The organism is Streptomyces racemochromogenes (assembly GCF_044129415.1).
GTDB classification, from domain to species: domain Bacteria; phylum Actinomycetota; class Actinomycetes; order Streptomycetales; family Streptomycetaceae; genus Streptomyces; species Streptomyces racemochromogenes_A.
Window position 1 is genome coordinate 16,436 of the sequence record NZ_JBBDHD010000059.1, and the last position, 17,390, is coordinate 33,825.

Consider the following 17,390-nt stretch of genomic DNA (forward strand, 5'->3'; position numbering starts at 1 on the left):
CCCTACTACCCGAAGTCGGTCACTCCCAGGGAAGGTTCAGGAAGGGGCTGGCCGGGTCCGTGGTCAGGGTCAGGTGGGTGGCGAGGGAGGACGCGTACCAGCTGCCGAACTCCTCCTCGTCGAAGTGCAGGCAGCGGGCGAGCGCGTACCCGGCGGAGAACTCCGCCCACGAGCCGTACGCCCCCCGGGCCTGCTCGCCCGCCCGGAGCACGGCCCGCTCGGCGTCCTGGAGGGTGCCGTAACGGGTGGCGACGCCCCAGCGGGCCATCTGGGAGGCCCGCCCGTGGTCCCACGCCACCACCGAGCGGACCCAGCCGTCCTCGGGGAGCAGTCCGTCGGCGCGGAAGCGCTGCTCGTAGCGGGTGATCCGGCCGATGAGCCGCCGGACGCCGGCGATCTCGCCCTCCACCTCGGCCGCCGGACGCGGCCGGGCGACGGTGACCCCGTCGGGGGTCAGCCGCGGCTGGGCGGCCAGCTCGGCGCTGTGCCGCAGTCCGGCCTCGGCGGCGTGGCGCCAGTGCTCGACGTCCACCGGGCCGGCCAACTCGGAGGCGAGGACGCGGCGCAGGCGGAGCGCGAACTCCCAGACGGGACTGACGATGTCGGCCTCCAGCATCCGCTGGAGCACGTCGAACCAGCCGGCGGTGTCGGTGATGTCCCACATCGAGCGCAGCCGCTCGCGTTCACGGGTGTAGCCGTTGCCGTGGTAGGCGAGGGCGTTCCAGAACTCCCCGTTGGAGACCGCCAGATGGGCCCCGACGGCCAGGCCCCGGGCCACCGGGCCGTGCAGCGGGCCGCCGGTGTGCAGGGCGTGCACGGCGCCGGGTGCCAGCCCCCAGGAGTCGGCCGCGTCCCAGTGGGCGCGCCAGCGGGCGAGGTCGGCGGGGGTGGTGGAGAGGTACGCCTCGACGGGGCTGCCGGGGTTCACGGCGAGGTGGGAGGGGTCCCGCGCGTCCCAGGCGTTGGCGAACCAGGCGAGGCTCTGGCGGAGGTAGACGGTGTGCTCGTCGGGGGCGGGCAGCATGCCCCGCGTGTAGACCGCGAGGGTGTGGTCGCCGGCCGGGTGGAACCGGGCCGTGCGGGGGTCGGCGTCGACCTGGGCGCGGGGCTGCGGGAGGAACAGCTCGGCGCGGGCGAGGGCGTCCAGGTAGGCGCCCCAGTCCCCGCGCGCCTTCGCGCCGTACAGCTCGCGCTCGATCGCACTCGGCGCCGTCCACTCGTCCACACGGGGACCCTATACGGGGTCCGGGCGGACCCCCGGACGGGCCCGGGCGGGGCGCACCCGGCCCGGGGCGCCGGCGGTGCGGGAGCTGCCGGGGCCGCCCTGGGGCGGGGCGCCGGTCAGTCCGGGCCCACCTGGGCCGTGAGCCGTACCGCGACCTCGAACACCGCCAGGGCCGGTTCGGCGCCCGCCTCGCGGAAGAGGCGGGGGGCCGGGGCGCCGCCCGGAACCGCGCGCACGGCCTCCAGGGCGGCCCGGTCCCGCCACAGGCTCTGGATGCGCCAGTGCCCGTCCTGGCCGCCCAGCAGCTCCGTGCGGACCAGCCCGTCGGGCAGCGGGCCGGCCAGGAGCTCGCGGTAGGCGGCCACGAGGCCGTCCTCGCGGCCCGCCGCGACGACCCCGCTGACCTCGCTCAGTACCTGTCCGGTCACGGTCCTCACCTCCTCGCCCCCTCCCACGCTACGCGCGGGGCGCCGGGTCGGCTCCCCGGCCCGCGGGGCCGGCGGGTGGTGGCCGGATCCGCCCCGTCGGCCGGGTCCGGGGCCGCCGCGTCAGTAGGCTGGCCGGTCGGACAACCGGGCGGCGGGCGGAGGGCGTTGTGCGTGGTGGGACGGTCGTGGTGGTCGGGGGCAGCATCGCCGGGTGCGCGTTCGCCTCGGCCGCGGTGCGGGCGGGGGCCGGGGAGGTCGTCGTCCTGGAGCGGACCCGGGGACGGCTCGCGGACCGGGGGGTCGGGCTGTGCGTGCACGACGACCGGGCCGCGGAGCTGGTGGCGGCCGGGGCGCTGCCGCCGGGGATCGCGGCGCACCGGCTGGAGCGGCGCCGGTGGGTGGTGCGGGACGCCGCGGCGGGCGCGGGCGGACGGCTGATCTGGGAGCAGCCGTTCCCGTTCCACTCGTACCACTGGGGGCTGCTGTGGCGGGGGCTGCGGGAGGCGGTGCCGGGGTCGGTGGACTACCGGCAGGGCCGGGCCGCCGAGGCGGTGGAGGGGGCCGGGGACGGGGTCCGGGTGCGGTTCGCGGACGGGGGCGCCGAGCGGTTCGACCTCGCCGTCGGGGCCGACGGCTACCGGTCGGTGGTGCGGGAGGCGGTGAGCCCGGGGGCGGTCCCGCACTACGCCGGGTACGTCTGCTGGCGCGGGAACTTCGACGCCGGGCTGCTGGACGGGCTCGGGGGCGCCCCCTCGTATCCCGAGGCGGTGACCACGGTGTGCTTCCCCGGCGGGAGCTGCGTGATCTACCGGATCCCCGGCCCGGAGGGGCTGCGGGTGAACTGGGTGCTGTACGCGGCGCCGCCCGCCGACGGGGGGCTGCGCTTCGACGATCCGACCAGCTTCCCGCCGGGCGCGCTGGGGGAGGAGCTCGCGGGCCACCTGCGGGCGCTGCTGGAGCGGGAGTTCCCGGAGTACTGGGGGCGGGCCCTGGCGCTGACGGCGCCCGCGGACACCTTCGTCCAGCCCATCTACGACCTGGTGACGGAACCCGCGGCGGCGGGCCGGCTGCTGCTGGCCGGAGACGCGGCGAGCGTGGTGCGGCCGCACAACACGAGCGGGGCGGCGAAGGCCCTCCAGGACGCCACCGCCTTCGGCGCGGCCTGGGCGCGGGCGGGCTCCTGGGAGGACCTCGTCGCCGGCTACGAGGCGGCGCGGGGCGGCGCCGGGCGCGAGCTGGTCGCGCTGGCGCGGCGGCTGGGCCGGGCGCAGGTGGAGGAGACGCCGGTGTGGGCGCGGATGAGTCCCGACGAGGTGGCGCGATGGTGGCAGGCGCAGCTGGCGGGGGCGGCCGGCATCGGCGGGCAGGCCCTGTCCTCGTAGCGGCGCCGCCGGCCGGCCCGGGGAACCGTACGACCCCCGTGCGTCCGCGCGACCGCACGGACCCCCTTGACGGTCCCCAGCTCCGGGGAGACGCTCCCGGGGCTCACAACCGAGGGCAGCTGGGGGGCTGTTATGCCGGAGGAGTCGGTCCAGACGGTGGGGGAACTGCGGGCGCGGCTCGCGGCGCGCGGGGCGCGGTGGTCGGTCAGCGAGCACCTCGCCGACGAGGAGCCCCTGCCGAGGGCCTCGCTCGGCCTGGAGCCGGGGCCGAACCTGACGCCCGCCGCCGAGGCGGGGACGGTGGACCTGCGGGCGCTCGTGGGGAGGGAGAGCGGGAACCCGGACCTCAGCAGGCGCCGGGCCGCCCACGGGCTGCTGCCGGGGACGGTCGCGGGCGCCGGACGGCCCGCCGCCGTGGACTGGCGCGGCCGGTGGGGGTGGCCCTGGCTGACCCGGGTCAAGGACCAGAACCCGTGCGGGGCCTGCTGGGCGTTCGGCGCGGCCGGGCTGGTGGAGTCGATGGCCCGGATCGAGCACGACGTGTGGGCGGTCCGCTCCGAGGGGGACGTCCACGACGGGCTGAAGTGCCCTTGCGGACAGGGCGGGAACCCCGAGACCGCCCTGGACTGGATCAGGGACAACGGCGGCCTCGCCGACCCCGGCTGCTGGCCGTACAGCACCCCGCCCCCCGGTCTGCCCGCCGAGCGGCGCGACGCCTGGCGGGCCGAGTACACGCCGAGCTGGGACCGTTCGGGACGGACCGTGCGGATCACCGACTACGTCCGGCTCGGCGACGTCGAGCAGCAGAAGGTGTGGCTGGACACCGTCGGCCCGCTGACCGCCTGCTTCGACGTCTACGACGACTTCTTCGCACTCGGCGCCGGGGTCTACCACCGCACCAGCGACCGGCTCGCCGGCGGCCACTGCGTGCTGGTGGTCGGCTACGACGACGCCGCGGGCTGCTGGCTGTTCAAGAACTCGTGGGGCACCGGCTACCACGTCGGCGGCTACGGCCGGATCGCCTACGGCGAGGTCAACATCGACTACTGGGCCAAATGCGGCCTGCACGGCACCAACATCGACCCGTGGAGCAAGCGCCGCCTGCACGCCGGCAGCGTCTACGAGAGCGGCAACGGCCGCGCCCACCGCAACTTCGAGATGGCCGCGACCACCGGCGGCGGCCGCCTCCAGCACTGGTGGCGCGAGGGCGACGCCCCCCACGCCTGGTCCCGCGCCGAGACCTTCGCCCACGATGCCTCCGGCCAGCCCGCCTTCACCGGCACCACCTACAACCGGAACATGGAGACCCTGCACGTCACCACCGGCGGCCGGCTGCGCCACTGGTACTACGAGCAGGCCGTCGGCGTCTGGCGCGACGGCGGCGCCTTCGGCCCCGGCGACGCCGCCATCGGATCGACCCCCGCCTTCATCCAGAGCGACTACGGCAAGCCGGGCAACTTCGAGGTGGTCGTCCGCACCGCCGACGGCCGCCTCAACCACTGGTGGCGGATCAACGGCGCCCCCTGGACCTGGAACGACGGCGGCCGTTTCGGCTCCGGCATCGCCCACTACGGCCCCGCCCTCGTCCAGACCCGCGCCCGCACCCTCGACCTCGTCGCCGCCCGCACCGACGGCCGCATGCAACTGTGGTGGCGCGACGACGCCAACGGCTTCGCCTGGAAGGCCGGTGAGGTCTTCGGCAGCGGGGCGACCTCCGCGCCCTGCATGATCGAGGGACAGTACGGGGCCGCGGACGAGGACACCGCCGGGAACTACGAGCTGTGCGTGGCCGTCGCCGGCGGGCGGATCGAGCACTGGTGGCGGGGGAACGCCGCCGGCGCCCCCTGGACCCGCGGCGCCGTCTTCGGGCACGACGTGCTCGCCGTCACCGGGATGCTCCAGGGCAGCTTCGGGTTCAACCTGGAAGTCGTCGTCCTGCGCACCGACCGCCTGCTCCAGCACTACTGGCGCGACGGCGCGGGATGGCACGAAGGGGCGGTCATCGGCCCGGCGTGAACCGTGAGGGAGGCAGCGGGTGGAGGTGCGCGGCGTCGTCCTCGGCGCCGGCGAGTCGTACGAGCTGCGGCTGACCGGGCGCGGGGCGCGCGGGTACGTGTGGACCTGGCAGATCTCGGGGGACGCCGACGCCGTCTCCGTGAGCGAGGCCCCGCCCGGCCGGGCGGGGCGCGCGGTGCCGGGGGAGCCGGTGGAGCGGACGTACGTGGTCCGGGGCCTGCGCCCCGGCGGGCGGGCCCGGATCCGGTTCGCGCAGGTCCGGCCGCCCTACCCGCAGGAGGCCCCGTACGACGAGGCCGTGGTGGACGTGGAGGTGTCGCAGGGCGCGGAGTCCGCGCAGGCGGTCACCGGCGGGGCCTGAGCACCCGGTGCTGCACGGTCTCCAGCGGGCCCCGCTCGAAGCGGCGCAGCCACAGCGTCGACGCGGCCACCAGGGTCAGGGACACCGCCGCCCACAGGCCCATCACCCACCAGGGCCCGGACCCGTCCAGCCGCTCGGCGAGGCCGAGCCCGATCCCGTAGCAGAGCAGCACGCACAGCAGGTTCTGGCCGACGTAGCAGGTCAGGGCGGTGCGCCCGACGGAGGCCAGCGCGCCCGCCGCGGGGACGGTGCGGCGGTCCAGGACGCACCCGATCAGCCCGGCGTAGCCGAGGGCGATCAGCGGGGCGAGCACGTAGCGGCCGAGGAGGAAGAAGTCGTCGCCGCCGAGCGCCGCGGCCGCGCCGAGCGGCAGGCCCAGGCCGAGCCCCCAGGCCGCCAGCCGGACGCGGATGCGGCGCCCGGCGGTGGTCGGGCCGAAGGCCCCGGCCCGGTGGAGGCGGACGCCGAGGAGGAAGAGGAAGACCAGCAGGCCGAAGGTGAAGACCGGTTCGACGCGCAGGGCGAGGGCGTGGTCGAGCCGGAAGGCGATCTGCTCGCCCCAGCCTCCGTGCGCGTACAGCCTGACCGCCTCCGGGTCGGGCGCTCGGGGCCCGGGGTCGGGAGTGACCAGGCCGCCGACGGTGACCAGGCCGATCAGGGTCAGGTGCAGTCCGCCCGCGACCCACATGACAGCCCGCCGCACCCGCTCGGAGCGGGCCAGCAGCCAGGCCGTCAGCAGGGCGGTGACGGCGTACCCCATCAGCACGTCCCAGGCGAAGAGGAGGACGAAGTGGAGGGTGCCCTCCAGGAAGAGGAACGCGGCCCGCCGCGGGTAGCGGCCGGGCCACCGCTCGCCCCGGCGGGCGGCGGAGTCGTACTGGATGGCCAGGCCCACCCCGAACAGGACGGTGAGCAGGGAGAGGAACTTCCCGTCGGCCAGGAAGCGGAACAGGGCCTCGGCGATGGTTGCGGCCGAGGGGCCGGCGAGCGGGTCGGGTGAGCCGAGGCCGCCCTGGAGCACGCTCCACTCCGAGCCCGGCGAGGTGAAGATCCAGACGTTGGTCATCAGCGTGCCGAGGATGGCGGCGCCGCGCAGGACGTCGAGGAGCGGGAGCCGGGTCGCGGTCACCCCGGGGGCGACGAGGGTGGTGTGGGCCATTCCCCCAGCCTCCCGGCGGTCCCGGCCCGGAACCTCCTGCCGCCGGACGAAGTCGCGCTACATCCTTCGGCGGAGCGCCGGGAGCGTGCGCTCCACGGCAGGGGCGAGGTCCACATCCCGGACGAGGAGAACGCGTGTATCCCTCATGTATCTATCCTGTGCGCATGTCGCCCGCCACCGCCGCCGCCACGCCCCCTCCCACCGCCGCCGAGCGCGTCTACCGGCACGTCAAGCAGGGCGTGCTCGACCGCCTCTACGAGGGTGGGGTGCTGCTCACCGAGGGCGAACTCGCCGTCGCCGTCGGGGTCTCCCGGACCCCGGTCCGCGAGGCCCTGCTGCGGCTGGAGACCGAGGGGCTGCTGAAGCTCTACCCGAAGAAGGGCGCACTGGTGCTGCCGGTCTCCGCGCAGGAGATCGCCGACGTCGTCGAGACCCGGCTGCTGGTGGAGGAGTTCACCGTGCGCAAGGCCGTCCCGGCGCCGCCCGCACTGCTGGAGCGGCTCGCGCAGCTCCTGGAGGAGCTCAGACGCTGCGCGGCCCGCGGCGACCTCGCCGCGATGACGGCCGCCGACCGGTGCTTCCACGCCGAGATCGTCCGGCACGCCGGCAACCAGATCCTCTCCCGCCTCTACGACCAGCTGCGCGACCGCCAGCTGCGCATGGGCGTGGCCCTGCTGCACGCGCACCCCGAGCGGGTGGAGCGCACCCTCGCCGAGCACGCCGAGATCCTGGACGCGCTGCGCGCCGGCGACCGGGAGGCCGCCGCGGCCGCCGTGCGCGGGCACGTCGGAAGGGTCGAGGCGCTGGTGCGGGGGGCGGACCGATGAGCGCGGCCGTGCCCGTGCCCTCGGCCGTCCCCGCGGCGCCGCCGGCCGCTGCCCTCCAGGACCCGCCCGGCGGGCGGCGGGCCGTGGCCGTCTGGTCCATCGGCGTCGCCGTCTACTTCGTCGCGGTGATCTTCCGTACCAGCCTGGGCGTGGCCGGGCTGGAGGCCGCCGACCGCTTCCACGTGAACGCCTCCGCCCTGTCGACGTTCTCCCTCCTCCAGCTCCTCGTCTACGCCGGCATGCAGGTACCCGTCGGGCTGATGGTCGACCGCCTCGGCACCAAGAAGGTGCTGACGCTCGGCGCCGTACTGTTCACCGCCGGCCAGATCGGCTTCGCGCTCTCGCCGACCTACGCGATGGCGCTGGCCGCCCGCGCCCTGCTGGGCTGCGGGGACGCGATGACGTTCATCTCCGTCCTGCGGCTCGGCACCCGCTGGTTCCCCGCCCGGCGCGGACCGCTGATGGCGCAGCTGGCCGGGCTGGTGGGGATGGCGGGGAACCTCGTCTCCACGCTGGTCCTCGCGCCCGTGCTGCACGGCGCCGGCTGGGTACCGGCCTTCGCGGGCAGCGCGCTGGCCGGGCTGGTCGTCCTGGTCCCGCTCACCCTGTTCCTGCGCGACCACCCCGAGGGGCACGCCCTGCCGCCCGCGCCCAGGGGCGGGGGCGGGTTCGTACGCCGCCAGATACGCGACTCCTGGCGCGAGCCCGGCACCCGCCTGGGCCTGTGGGTCCACTTCACGACCCAGTTCCCGGCGATGGTGTTCCTGCTCCTGTGGGGCATGCCGTTCCTGGTCGAGGCACAGGGACTGGACCGGACGGCCGCCGCCGGGCTGCTCACCCTGATCGTCGCCGCGAACATGGGCTGGGGCCTGGTCTACGGGCAGGTCATCGGCCGCCGCCAGGGCGCGCGGCTGCCGCTGGCGCTGGGCACCGTCGGGGTCACCGCACTGCTGTGGGCCTCGGTCCTGCTCTACCCGGGCCGGCACGCCCCGATGTGGCTGCTGGGCACCCTGTGCGTGGTGCTGGGAACCTGCGGGCCGGCCTCGATGATCGGCTTCGACTTCGCCCGCCCGGCCAACCCCGCCGAACGGCAGGGGACCGCGTCCGGAATCACCAACATGGGCGGGTTCCTCGCCTCGATGACCACCCTGCTGTCGGTCGGCGTCCTGCTGGACGCCACCGGCGACGACTACCGGATCGCCTTCGCCTCGGTGTTCGCCGTGGAGCTCCTGGGCCTCACCCAGATCCTCCGCCTCCGCCCCGAGGCCCTCGCCCGCGAACGGGAGCGTGCGTGCCCGGTCCCCGCCGCCGCGGCCGGGGGAGGCCCCCGGAAGGCCGCCCCCTCGGCACCGCGCTGACCCGGCGGCCCCACGGGGCGGCCGCGGCGCGCCCGCGGGCTCCGGGCCCGGGGCTCCGGCTCCGGGCTACGGCGTGACGGCGAAGTTCGCCAGGATCGCGTCCGCCAGCTCCGCGTCGCCGTCCACCTTCACCCGGTCCGCGACCGTGCGCGGCCGCACCCGCCCCGCCGCGAGACGGACGTACGTCGGCCAGTCCAGCGACAGCGACACCGCCGGGCCCAGCGAGGGTGTCGCGTCGAGGGTGGCCCGCCCCGCCGCGTCCACCCGTACCGTCCGCAGGAACTCCAGCTCGCCGTGCACGTCCAGCACCACCGCCGTGTGCGGCGGCGCGCCCGCGCCCTTCGCCACCACCTTCGGCAGCCCGGACAGCAGGATGTCCCGCGCCACGTGCGCCCCCGGGGCGTCCCAGTTGCCCGGCGCGCCCAGCGCCGCCCGCAGGTCCTGCTCGTGGATCCACACGTCGAACGCCCGCAGCCGCAGCGACAGCTCCAGCGGGATCTGGTCGCCCTTCGGCCCGCGCACCAGCGTCGTGGCCGGATCCCGCTTGTCATTGCGCAGCTGGCGCTGGCGGCGGATGACGGTGTACTCCAGCTCGGAGGTCATCTCAAGGGCGGTGTGGTGCCGGCGGACGTCAACCGGAACCTCCATGTAGCGGGTGAACTCGTCCACCACGTGCCGCAGGTCGCGCGGCAGCGTGTGGATCGGCCTCGGGTCGCCGAGCTGCTCCAGCTCCAGGCCGATGACGTGGGAGACCACGTCGCGGACGGACCAGCCCGGGCACGGCGTCGGCAGGTTCCACTGGCCCTCCGTCAGGGGGAGGACCAGCTCGGTTATCGCCTCGATCGAGTGTGTCCACGCGTCGACGTAGGGCTCAAGGGTGGGATGGACGGTCAACGGGACCCCTCGCTGGCTGTTCAGTGGCGCGTTGTGGACTATTCCCAAAACTACGCTGCCGATGAGCACCCCGACAGCGCTTTCGTGTGACGATCGTAGGCCTTGAGTTGACCGGCTGACATGCCAGGACGGTGGTAACGTGCGCGCCTCGCTGATCCAAATCGCGGTGAATGAGGGGGAGTCGGTGGCTTCCCGGCGGACCCGCGCCGCCGAACTCGTACGGGAGCAGAGCGGCTCCGACCTCGTCGTGCTGCCCGAACTGTGGACGGTGGGCGCCTTCGCCTACGAGCAGTTCGAGACGGAGGCCGAGCCGCTGGACGGGCCGACGTTCGAGGCCATGTCCAAGGCCGCGCGCGACGCCGGGGTCTGGCTGCACGCCGGCTCGGTCGTGGAGCGCGCGGGCGACGGCTCGCTCTACAACACCGCGCTCGTCCTCTCCCCCGCGGGCGAACTCGCCGCGACCTACCGCAAGATCCACCGGTTCGGCTTCGACCAGGGCGAGGCGGTGCTGATGTCCGCCGGCGACACCCTGACCACCGTGACCCTGCCCGAGCAGACCCTGGGCCTCGCCACCTGCTACGACCTGCGCTTCCCCGAGCTGTTCCGGGGCCTGGTCGACGCGGGGGCCACGACGATGGTCGTCTCGGCCGGCTGGCCCGCCCGGAGGCGCGAGCACTGGACCCTGCTCAACCGGGCGCGGGCGGTGGAGGACCAGGCGTACGTCCTGGCCTGTGCGACCGCGGGCACCCACGCCGGCGTCGAACAGTCCGGGCACAGCCTGGTGGTGGACCCCTGGGGCGAGGTCCTGGCGGAGGCGGGGCCGGGCGAGACCGTCCTGACGGTGGACCTGGACCCGGCGAAGGTGGCCGAGACCCGGGAGCAGTTCCCGGCCCTGAAGGACCGCACCCTGGGCCGCCGACCGGGCCGCTGACCGCCCCCCTCCGCCCCCCGACCCGCCCCCGGGGGCCGCGTCGCACGGCGCCCCCCGTCGCGCCGACCCGCAGCCGGGGGCCGCTCCGCACAGCGGCCCCCACCGACCCCGGCCCACCCGCCGGCCCCCGGCCCCAGCCGGCCCGGGCCCACCGACCGAGCCAGGCCCACCGCCGACCCGGGCCCGCCGCCGACCCGGGCCCATCCGCCGCCCCCGGGCTGCCGGCGGTCCCCTCAGGCGTCGTCTTCCTCCCGCTCCCGCTCCGCCATGCGGATCACGCACACCGCGACCGCGACCATCAGCGCCGCGTCCGCCTCCTCCCGGACCACGTCCACCGCGTACGTCTCGCGGATCCGGTACCACTGCCGGGAGACGAGGGCGAGCAGCTCGCCCTCGTACTCGACCTTGAACTCCCGGTCCAGGATCCGCCCGCTGACGTCGAGCTCCGTCCCCTCGGACATCGTCACGCGGAAGTGGTTGCGCAGCAGCGACAAGCGCTTGCGGCGGATCACCGCGAGCCGCTTCCCGTCCCGCTCCAGGGTCATCGCGTCCCGCAGGCCCGGCAGCCCGAGCCCGCCGAAGAGCCGCTCCCGCAGCGTGATCAGGACCCGCCCGGCCGGATCCTCCAGCTCCAGGGTGTCGCGCAGCCGCAGCGCCTTCCCGTCGACGAGGAAGGCGTGCCGGCCGTCCTCGTCCTCGATCCAGTAGTCGTCCCCAAGGGCCAGCAGTTTGTCCCGAACAAGGTATTTCATGCGGGATCGTTGCCCGGGATAGGTTGCCGCCATGCCCCTTCTCTACGTGACCGACCTGGCCTACCCGGCGCGCGGCCGCCGCTACGGCGACGAGGACGTCCTCCTCACCGCCCGGCTGCGCGAGCACTTCCCGCTCGCCCTGTGCCATCCGCTGGACGCGCGGGCCCTGATGCCCGGCTTCGACGCGGTGATCGTCCGCAACAGCGGTCCCGTGCTGCACTACCAGGAGGCCTACGAAGCCTTCCGCGCGGCCGCCCTCGCCACCGGGGCCCGCGTCTACAACCCGCTCACCGGCCGCGGCGACATGGCGGGCAAGCAGTACCTCCTCGACCTGACGGCCGCCGGGTTCCCCGTCATCCCGACCGTCGACGACCCGGCGGACCTCGGCCTCCTGCCCCCGACGGACCTGTACGCCGTCAAGCCCAAGCAGGGCGCCGACTCCATAGGCCTGACCTTCACCGGGGCCCCCGCCACCCGCCCCGGCGAGGCCCTCATCCAGCCCCGGATCGACTTCGCGTACGAGGTCTCCTTCTACTTCGTGGACGACGCCTTCCAGTACGCCCTCCACGCCCCCGACCCGGCCCGCCGCTGGGAACTCGTCCCGTACGAGCCCACCCCCGCGGACCTGGCCTTCGCGCGCCGCTTCATCGACTGGAACACCCTCGACCACGGCATCCAGCGCGTGGACGCCTGCCGGGCCCCGTCGGGCGAACTCCTCCTGGTGGAACTGGAGGACCTCAACCCGTACCTCTCCCTGGACCTCCTCCCGACCCCCGTCCAGGACTCCTTCGTCGAAGCCCTGGTCAGCTCACTGACGTCGTTCCTCGCCGCCGGGACCTGAGCAGCAGCCGCCGCCCGGGCACCTCCACCCAGACGTGCAGGGCCCAGGCGAGGGCCAGCGACACGCAGAAGGAGGCGGCGAGCACGAGCGGTCCGCCGTTCGTCAGGCCCAGCTTCGGATGTCCGCCGAACAGGCTCTCGCCGGCCCGGATCACCAGGATGTGGACCATGTAGAAGGCGAAGGAGACCTCGCCGAGTCTGACGCTGAGCCGCCCGCGCCACGGCGAGGGCTCACCGCGCAGGTCCGCCTGCGCGGCGGCGGCGATGAGGGTGGTGTAACCGACGACCGTGCAGGCGGCCGCGTGGAACGCGTAGTCGGTCTGGGAGCCGAGGAAGTACCCGCCCAGGGTCACCGCCACCGCCACGGTCAGCCCGGGCCCGCGCCAGCGGCCGGCCCGCACCAGCTCGGCGCAGGCGATCCCGAGCACGAACTCGGGGAGCCGGTACAGCGGGAAGAAGTAGTTCGACCAGATCGTCCCGTCGGGCAGCCCGCTGAGCTCCATCCAGGCGGGCACGGCCATCACGACGGCCAGGCACACCACGGCGACCACCGCGCTCCCCCGCCACCCCGTACGCCGCAGCGGCCGCACGAGCAGCGGGAACGCGAGGTAGAAGAAGGCCTCGGCGGCGAGCGACCAGCTGACGGGGTTGAGCCCCTGGAAGTAGCGCACCTGCGGCACCCAGGACTGCACCAGCGCCAGATTGGCGGCGACCGGCCCGGCCGACGGCTTCTCCCCGGCCCCCGGCAGCCACAGCAGCAGCAGCGCCGCGCCGGCCGTCACCAGGTGCAGCGGATACACGCGGGCGAACCGTCGCCGCCAGAACCGCACGATCCCCCGCCCGGTGGGCGTCCGCGCGGTCGACCAGGCGAGGACGAAGCCGGAGAGGACGAAGAAGAACGAGACGCCGGTGTTCCCCGCCCCGAAGGCGGCGCCCACCAGCCCCTGAGCCCGCCCGCCGAAGTACTCCACGACGTACACGTGGTAGAGGAACACCATCAGCGCGGCGGTCCACCGCAGCCCGGTCAGTGAGGGCAGCCCGACGGGCCGCCCGTCGGCGCCCCCGCACGTCTTCGCGCCTTCACTCCTGGATATGACCGCTGCCGTCGACATGCGCGGCAACGTAACACGCGCGATTCTTGATCGATTGAGCCAATGGCAAGCTTGAAGGATGAACGATGCTGCCCCGGCGCCCACCCCCGCGCCCGCACCCCGCCGTGCCCGTGTCCGTGCCCCCGAGCTGATCGGCAAGGGGGGCTGGCTCAACACCGGAGGCAAGGAGCTCACCCTCGCCGATCTGCGGGGACGCATTGTCATCCTGGACTTCTGGACCTTCTGCTGCATCAACTGCCTGCACGTCCTCGACGAGCTGCGGGAGCTGGAGGAGAAGCACCGGGACACCGTGGTGATCGTCGGGGTGCACTCGCCGAAGTTCGTGCACGAGGCCGAGCACGCCGCCGTCGTCGACGCCGTCGAGCGGTACGAGGTGCACCACCCCGTGCTCGACGACCCCGAGCTGGCCACCTGGAAGCAGTACGCCGTGCGGGCCTGGCCCACGCTCGTGGTGATCGACCCCGAGGGGTACGTCGTCGCGCAGCACGCCGGTGAGGGGCACGCGCACGCCATCGAGCGGCTCGTGGAGGAGCTGGAGGCCGAGCACGCGGCCAAGGGGACGCTGCGGCGCGGGGACGGGCCCTACGTGGCGCCCGAGCCCGTCGCGACCGACCTGCGGTTCCCCGGGAAGGCGGTGGTGCTGCCGTCCGGGAACCTGCTCGTGTCCGACTCCACGCGGCACCAGCTGGTGGAGCTCGCCGCCGACGGGGAGAGCGTCGTGCGGCGGATCGGCAGCGGGGAGCGCGGCTTCGGGCCGGAGGCCTTCAGCGAGCCTCAGGGGCTGGCGCTGCTGCCCGACGGGCGGGTCGTGGTGGCCGACACCGTCAACCACGCGCTGCGGGTCTTCGACCCCGCCACGGGGGCGGTGGAGACCGTCGCCGGGACCGGGCGGCAGTGGTGGCAGGGGTCCCCGACGTCCGGGCCGGCCCTGGAGGTGGACCTGTCCTCGCCGTGGGACGTGGCCTGGTGGCAGGGCCGGGTGTGGATCGCCATGGCCGGCGTGCACCAGCTGTGGACCTGGGACCCGGAGGACGGCACCGTCCGGGTGGCCGCCGGGACCACGAACGAGGGCCTGGTCGACGGGCCCGCCGCCGAGGCCTGGTTCGCGCAGCCGTCCGGTCTCGCGGCCGCCGGCGACCGGCTGTGGATCGCCGACTCGGAGACCAGCGCCCTGCGGTACGTGGAGCCGGACGGGGACGGGTACGCCGTCCGGTCCGCCGTCGGGACGGGGCTGTTCGACTTCGGGCACCGGGACGGGGACGCCGCCCAGGCGCTGCTCCAGCACCCCCTCGGGGTGACGGCCCTGCCGGACGGCTCGGTCGCGGTCTGCGACACGTACAACCACGCCCTGAGGCGCTTCGACCCGGCCACGGGCCAGGTCACCACCCTCGCCACCGACCTGCGCGAGCCCAGCGACGCGGTGCTGGTGGGCGAGGACATCGTGGTCGTGGAGTCCGCCCGGCACCGGCTGACCCGGCTGCGGCTGCCGGAGGAGGCCGTACGGGTCGACGCGGTCGCCCACCGCACCCAGCGGGCCGCCACCGAGGTGGCTCCGGGCACGCTCCGGCTGGACGTGGTCTTCCAGGCGCCCCAGGGCCAGAAGCTCGACACCCGGTACGGGCCCTCCACCCGCCTGCTGGTCTCCTCCACCCCGCCGGAGCTCCTCGCGGCGGGCGAGGGCGCGGGCACGGACCTCTTCCGGGAGCTGGTGCTGAACCCCGACGTCACCGAAGGGGTCCTGCACGTCTCGGCGATGGCCGCGTCCTGCGACGACGACCCGGCGAACGAGTACCCGGCCTGCCACGTCCACCAGCAGGACTGGGGCGTCCCGGTCGTCGTCGTCGCCGCCGGCGGCGCCGCCCGCCTGCCGCTGGTGCTGGCGGGCATGGACGGCTGACCGGGGCCGCAGGGCCGGAGGGCTCCTGTCCTTCCCGGGGGGTCAGCCCTCCAGGAAGGACAGGAGGGCGTTCGCGAGGAGGAACGGGTCGTCGGAACCGCAGAGTTCGCGGGCCGAGTGCATCGAGAGGATCGCCACGCCGATGTCGACCGTCTGGATGCCGTGGCGGGCCGCGGTGATCGGGCCGATCGTCGTGCCGCACGGCATCGAGTTGTTGGAGACGAACGTCTGCCACGGCACCCCGGCCCGCTCGCAGGCCGCGGCGAAGACGGCGCGGCCGCTGCCGTCGGTGGCGTAGCGCTGGTTGACGTTGACCTTCAGGATGGGGCCGCCGTTGGCGCGCGGGTGGTGTGAAGGGTCGTGGCGTTCCGCATAGTTGGGGTGGACCGCGTGCCCGGTGTCCGAGGAGAGGCAGATGGTGCCGGCGAAGGCGCGGGCCTTGTCCTCGTAGGTGCCGCCGCGGGAGAAGACTGAACGTTCCAGCACGTTGCCCAGGAGCGGCCCGTCGGCGCCGGTGTCGGACTGGGAGCCGTTCTCCTCGTGGTCGAAGGCGGCCAGCACGGGGATGTGGTCCGGCTTGCCGGACGCGGAGACGGCGGCGAGCGCCGCGACGCCCGCGTGCACCGACAGGAGGTTGTCCATGCGGGGGCCGGCGAGGAGTTCGCGGTCGCGGCCGAGGTAGGCGGGCGGCTCGATCGAGTGGACCATCAGGTCCCATCCGGCCACCGAGCCCTGGGGCAGGCCCTCTTCCTCCTCCAGGAAGGCGATCAGGTCGCCCTCGCGGGCGTCGCCCAGGCCCCAGATCGGCTGCATGTGGCGCTGCTTGTCGAGCTTGAGGCCGTCGGAGTTGACCGAGCGGTCCAGGTGCACGGCGAGCTGCGGGACGCGCAGCAGCGGGCGGTCCACGTTGACCAGCCGGTCGGTGCCGTCGCGCAGCGAGAGCCGGCCGGCGAGGCCCAGGTCGCGGTCGAGCCAGGTGTTGAGGAGGGTGCCGCCGTAGATCTCGACGGCGACCTGCCGCCAGCCCTGCGAGCCCGTGTCCGGGACGGGCTTGACGCGCAGGTTGGGGGAGTCGGTGTGCGCGCCGATGATGCGGAAGGGGGTGTGCGCGGCCGCGCCCTCGGGCACGTACCAGGCGATGAGCGCGCCGCCGCGCAGGACGAACCGGCCTCCCGTGCCCGAGTCCCAGGCGTCCGATTCCGACAACTGCCTGAAGCCTGCCTTTTCCAGCCGCTCGGCCGCGTTGGCCACGGCGTGGTACGGCGACGGACTGGCCGTCAGGAAGGTCATCAGATCGTCGGTGTGGCCGCGGTCGAAGCGGGCGGGAGAGCTCATGTGGTTCACCTTAACGACGGTCGTGTTCGCCATGGCCGGACTGCGGCGGATAGCCGAGGGGTCGGAGGGCCGAGGGGTGCGTGGCCCGCGGTCCGGTCGGTCTCAGCCCGGCGGACGCTCGAATCGGCGCTGCAGCTGCCGGCGCTCGCCCCGCCGGATGCGCGGGAGCATCTCGGGGGTCTGCGGCGGGCGCTGAGCACGTCTTTTGCGTCCGGCGCAGAAGATACAGGCCTCGCCGGGCGGGGCATCGGGGTCGATCGGCGCGCCGGGGTGCTCGGAGCAGCCCGAGGCGTTGCGCGGGCGCGAGAGCTCGCGGGCCACGATGAACGCCCGGTGGAGGTCGTCGGCGAGGCGTACGAAGTCCTGGTCGGGGGAGCCGAGCGTGAGGTGGAAGCGCTGCTCGTCGATGCCGCGCAGGTACCGCCGCAGCACGTCGAGGGTGTACGGGGGATCGGGGACGGGGTAGCCCAGGCGCCGCTGCTCCACGGGGGCGGCGGGGGCGGCCGGGGGTCCGCCGCGCAGGCGCCGGCCGAGGCGGCGGCGGTCGTTGCAGATGAGGCAGCGGCCCCAGCCCTCGGGTGCCTCGGGGTCGAGGGCGCCGTTGGGGTGCTCGGGGCAGCCGGTGTAGCTCTTGGCGGGGGCGAGGCCGGCGGCCGTCTGGAAGGCCACGTAGAGGGCGTCGGCCACGGGGTCGTACTCGGCGGGGTGGGCCCCTTCGTAGAGGTCCTTGATCCGGTCGCCGAGGGCGCCCACGTTGGCCTGGAGCTCCTTGAGGGCGTACGGGCGCCCGGTGGGGACCGTGTACCCCCTGCCGCTGTGCTGCTCCTGTGGACTCATGCCTACGAGCGTCCCACGAACCACCGACAACCGGGG

16 protein-coding genes are annotated in these 17,390 nt (G+C 74.7%); 8 read left to right on the top strand and 8 right to left on the bottom strand.

Translation table 11 applies throughout. The annotated features are described in order from the left end of the window. Nucleotides 1-19: 19 nt before the first annotated feature. Together WDV06_RS21715 and WDV06_RS21720 are read right to left on the bottom strand one after the other, a co-directional pair. Nucleotides 20-1,225, bottom strand: coding sequence for a DUF1266 domain-containing protein (locus WDV06_RS21715; protein WP_395511430.1), 1,206 nt, complete (start codon nucleotides 1,223-1,225; stop codon nucleotides 20-22). A 116-nt stretch (nucleotides 1,226-1,341) separates the two neighbouring features. Continuing rightward, nucleotides 1,342-1,653 carry a hypothetical protein gene (locus WDV06_RS21720; RefSeq protein ID WP_395511431.1) on the bottom strand — a complete coding sequence of 104 codons (312 nt, stop codon included), beginning with the start codon at nucleotides 1,651-1,653 and terminating at the stop codon, nucleotides 1,342-1,344. Between the two features lie 167 nt (nucleotides 1,654-1,820). Between WDV06_RS21720 and WDV06_RS21725 the strand changes: the two genes are divergently transcribed. The 3 genes from WDV06_RS21725 (at nucleotide 1,821) to WDV06_RS21735 (ending at nucleotide 5,412) form a co-directional block, all read left to right on the top strand. Next, the gene (locus WDV06_RS21725) at nucleotides 1,821-3,035 is read left to right on the top strand and encodes an FAD-dependent monooxygenase (RefSeq protein WP_395511432.1); all 1,215 of its coding nucleotides are present in this window, start codon (nucleotides 1,821-1,823) and stop codon (nucleotides 3,033-3,035) included. 132 nt (nucleotides 3,036-3,167) lie between these two features. Next, on the top strand, nucleotides 3,168-5,051 hold the full coding sequence (locus tag WDV06_RS21730) for a C1 family peptidase (protein ID WP_395511433.1): 1,884 nt from the start codon (nucleotides 3,168-3,170) through the stop codon (nucleotides 5,049-5,051). Between the two features lie 19 nt (nucleotides 5,052-5,070). Beyond that, nucleotides 5,071-5,412: a protease inhibitor I42 family protein gene (locus WDV06_RS21735; RefSeq protein WP_395511434.1), complete on the top strand. Its 342-nt coding sequence runs from the start codon at nucleotides 5,071-5,073 to the stop codon at nucleotides 5,410-5,412. Here the strand turns inward: WDV06_RS21735 and WDV06_RS21740 are convergent. Further along, entirely contained in the window at nucleotides 5,396-6,571 is a 1,176-nt protein-coding gene (locus WDV06_RS21740; RefSeq protein ID WP_395511435.1) for a DUF418 domain-containing protein, read from the bottom strand. The genes WDV06_RS21735 and WDV06_RS21740 overlap by 17 nt on opposite strands. A gap of 164 nt (nucleotides 6,572-6,735) precedes the next feature. Here WDV06_RS21740 and WDV06_RS21745 point away from each other — a divergent pair, with 164 nt between their 5' ends. Both WDV06_RS21745 and WDV06_RS21750 read left to right on the top strand, forming a co-directional pair. Next, nucleotides 6,736-7,398, top strand: coding sequence for a GntR family transcriptional regulator (locus WDV06_RS21745; RefSeq protein WP_395511436.1), 663 nt, complete (start codon nucleotides 6,736-6,738; stop codon nucleotides 7,396-7,398). Continuing rightward, nucleotides 7,395-8,756 carry an MFS transporter gene (locus tag WDV06_RS21750; RefSeq protein WP_395511437.1) on the top strand — a complete coding sequence of 454 codons (1,362 nt, stop codon included), beginning with the start codon at nucleotides 7,395-7,397 and terminating at the stop codon, nucleotides 8,754-8,756. The genes WDV06_RS21745 and WDV06_RS21750 overlap by 4 nt, the downstream gene beginning before the upstream one ends. A gap of 66 nt (nucleotides 8,757-8,822) precedes the next feature. On the opposite strand, the gene WDV06_RS21755 is transcribed toward WDV06_RS21750, so the two are convergent. Continuing rightward, on the bottom strand, nucleotides 8,823-9,650 hold the full coding sequence (locus WDV06_RS21755) for a maleylpyruvate isomerase family mycothiol-dependent enzyme (protein WP_395511438.1): 828 nt from the start codon (nucleotides 9,648-9,650) through the stop codon (nucleotides 8,823-8,825). Between the two features lie 139 nt (nucleotides 9,651-9,789). Here WDV06_RS21755 and WDV06_RS21760 point away from each other — a divergent pair, with 139 nt between their 5' ends. After that, nucleotides 9,790-10,581: a carbon-nitrogen family hydrolase gene (locus tag WDV06_RS21760; RefSeq protein ID WP_395511439.1), complete on the top strand. Its 792-nt coding sequence runs from the start codon at nucleotides 9,790-9,792 to the stop codon at nucleotides 10,579-10,581. 233 nt (nucleotides 10,582-10,814) lie between these two features. Here the strand turns inward: WDV06_RS21760 and WDV06_RS21765 are convergent, their stop codons facing one another. After that, nucleotides 10,815-11,333, bottom strand: coding sequence for an LURP-one-related/scramblase family protein (locus WDV06_RS21765; RefSeq protein ID WP_395511440.1), 519 nt, complete (start codon nucleotides 11,331-11,333; stop codon nucleotides 10,815-10,817). 31 nt (nucleotides 11,334-11,364) lie between these two features. Here WDV06_RS21765 and WDV06_RS21770 point away from each other — a divergent pair, with 31 nt between their 5' ends. Beyond that, the gene (locus WDV06_RS21770) at nucleotides 11,365-12,174 is read left to right on the top strand and encodes a hypothetical protein (protein ID WP_395511441.1); all 810 of its coding nucleotides are present in this window, start codon (nucleotides 11,365-11,367) and stop codon (nucleotides 12,172-12,174) included. On the opposite strand, the gene WDV06_RS21775 is transcribed toward WDV06_RS21770, so the two are convergent. Beyond that, on the bottom strand, nucleotides 12,137-13,285 hold the full coding sequence (locus WDV06_RS21775; RefSeq protein WP_395511442.1) for an acyltransferase family protein: 1,149 nt from the start codon (nucleotides 13,283-13,285) through the stop codon (nucleotides 12,137-12,139). The genes WDV06_RS21770 and WDV06_RS21775 overlap by 38 nt on opposite strands. 58 nt (nucleotides 13,286-13,343) lie before the next feature. On the opposite strand from WDV06_RS21775, the gene WDV06_RS21780 reads away from it, so the two are divergent. Then, complete coding sequence (locus WDV06_RS21780; protein WP_395511443.1) at nucleotides 13,344-15,182, top strand: NHL domain-containing thioredoxin family protein; 1,839 nt, start codon at nucleotides 13,344-13,346, stop codon at nucleotides 15,180-15,182. A gap of 42 nt (nucleotides 15,183-15,224) precedes the next feature. On the opposite strand, the gene WDV06_RS21785 is transcribed toward WDV06_RS21780, so the two are convergent. Both WDV06_RS21785 and WDV06_RS21790 read right to left on the bottom strand, forming a co-directional pair. Further along, nucleotides 15,225-16,517: a M18 family aminopeptidase gene (locus WDV06_RS21785; protein ID WP_395511444.1), complete on the bottom strand. Its 1,293-nt coding sequence runs from the start codon at nucleotides 16,515-16,517 to the stop codon at nucleotides 15,225-15,227. A gap of 102 nt (nucleotides 16,518-16,619) precedes the next feature. Continuing rightward, entirely contained in the window at nucleotides 16,620-17,354 is a 735-nt protein-coding gene (locus WDV06_RS21790) for a hypothetical protein (RefSeq protein WP_395511445.1), read from the bottom strand. Nucleotides 17,355-17,390 lie beyond the last annotated feature (36 nt).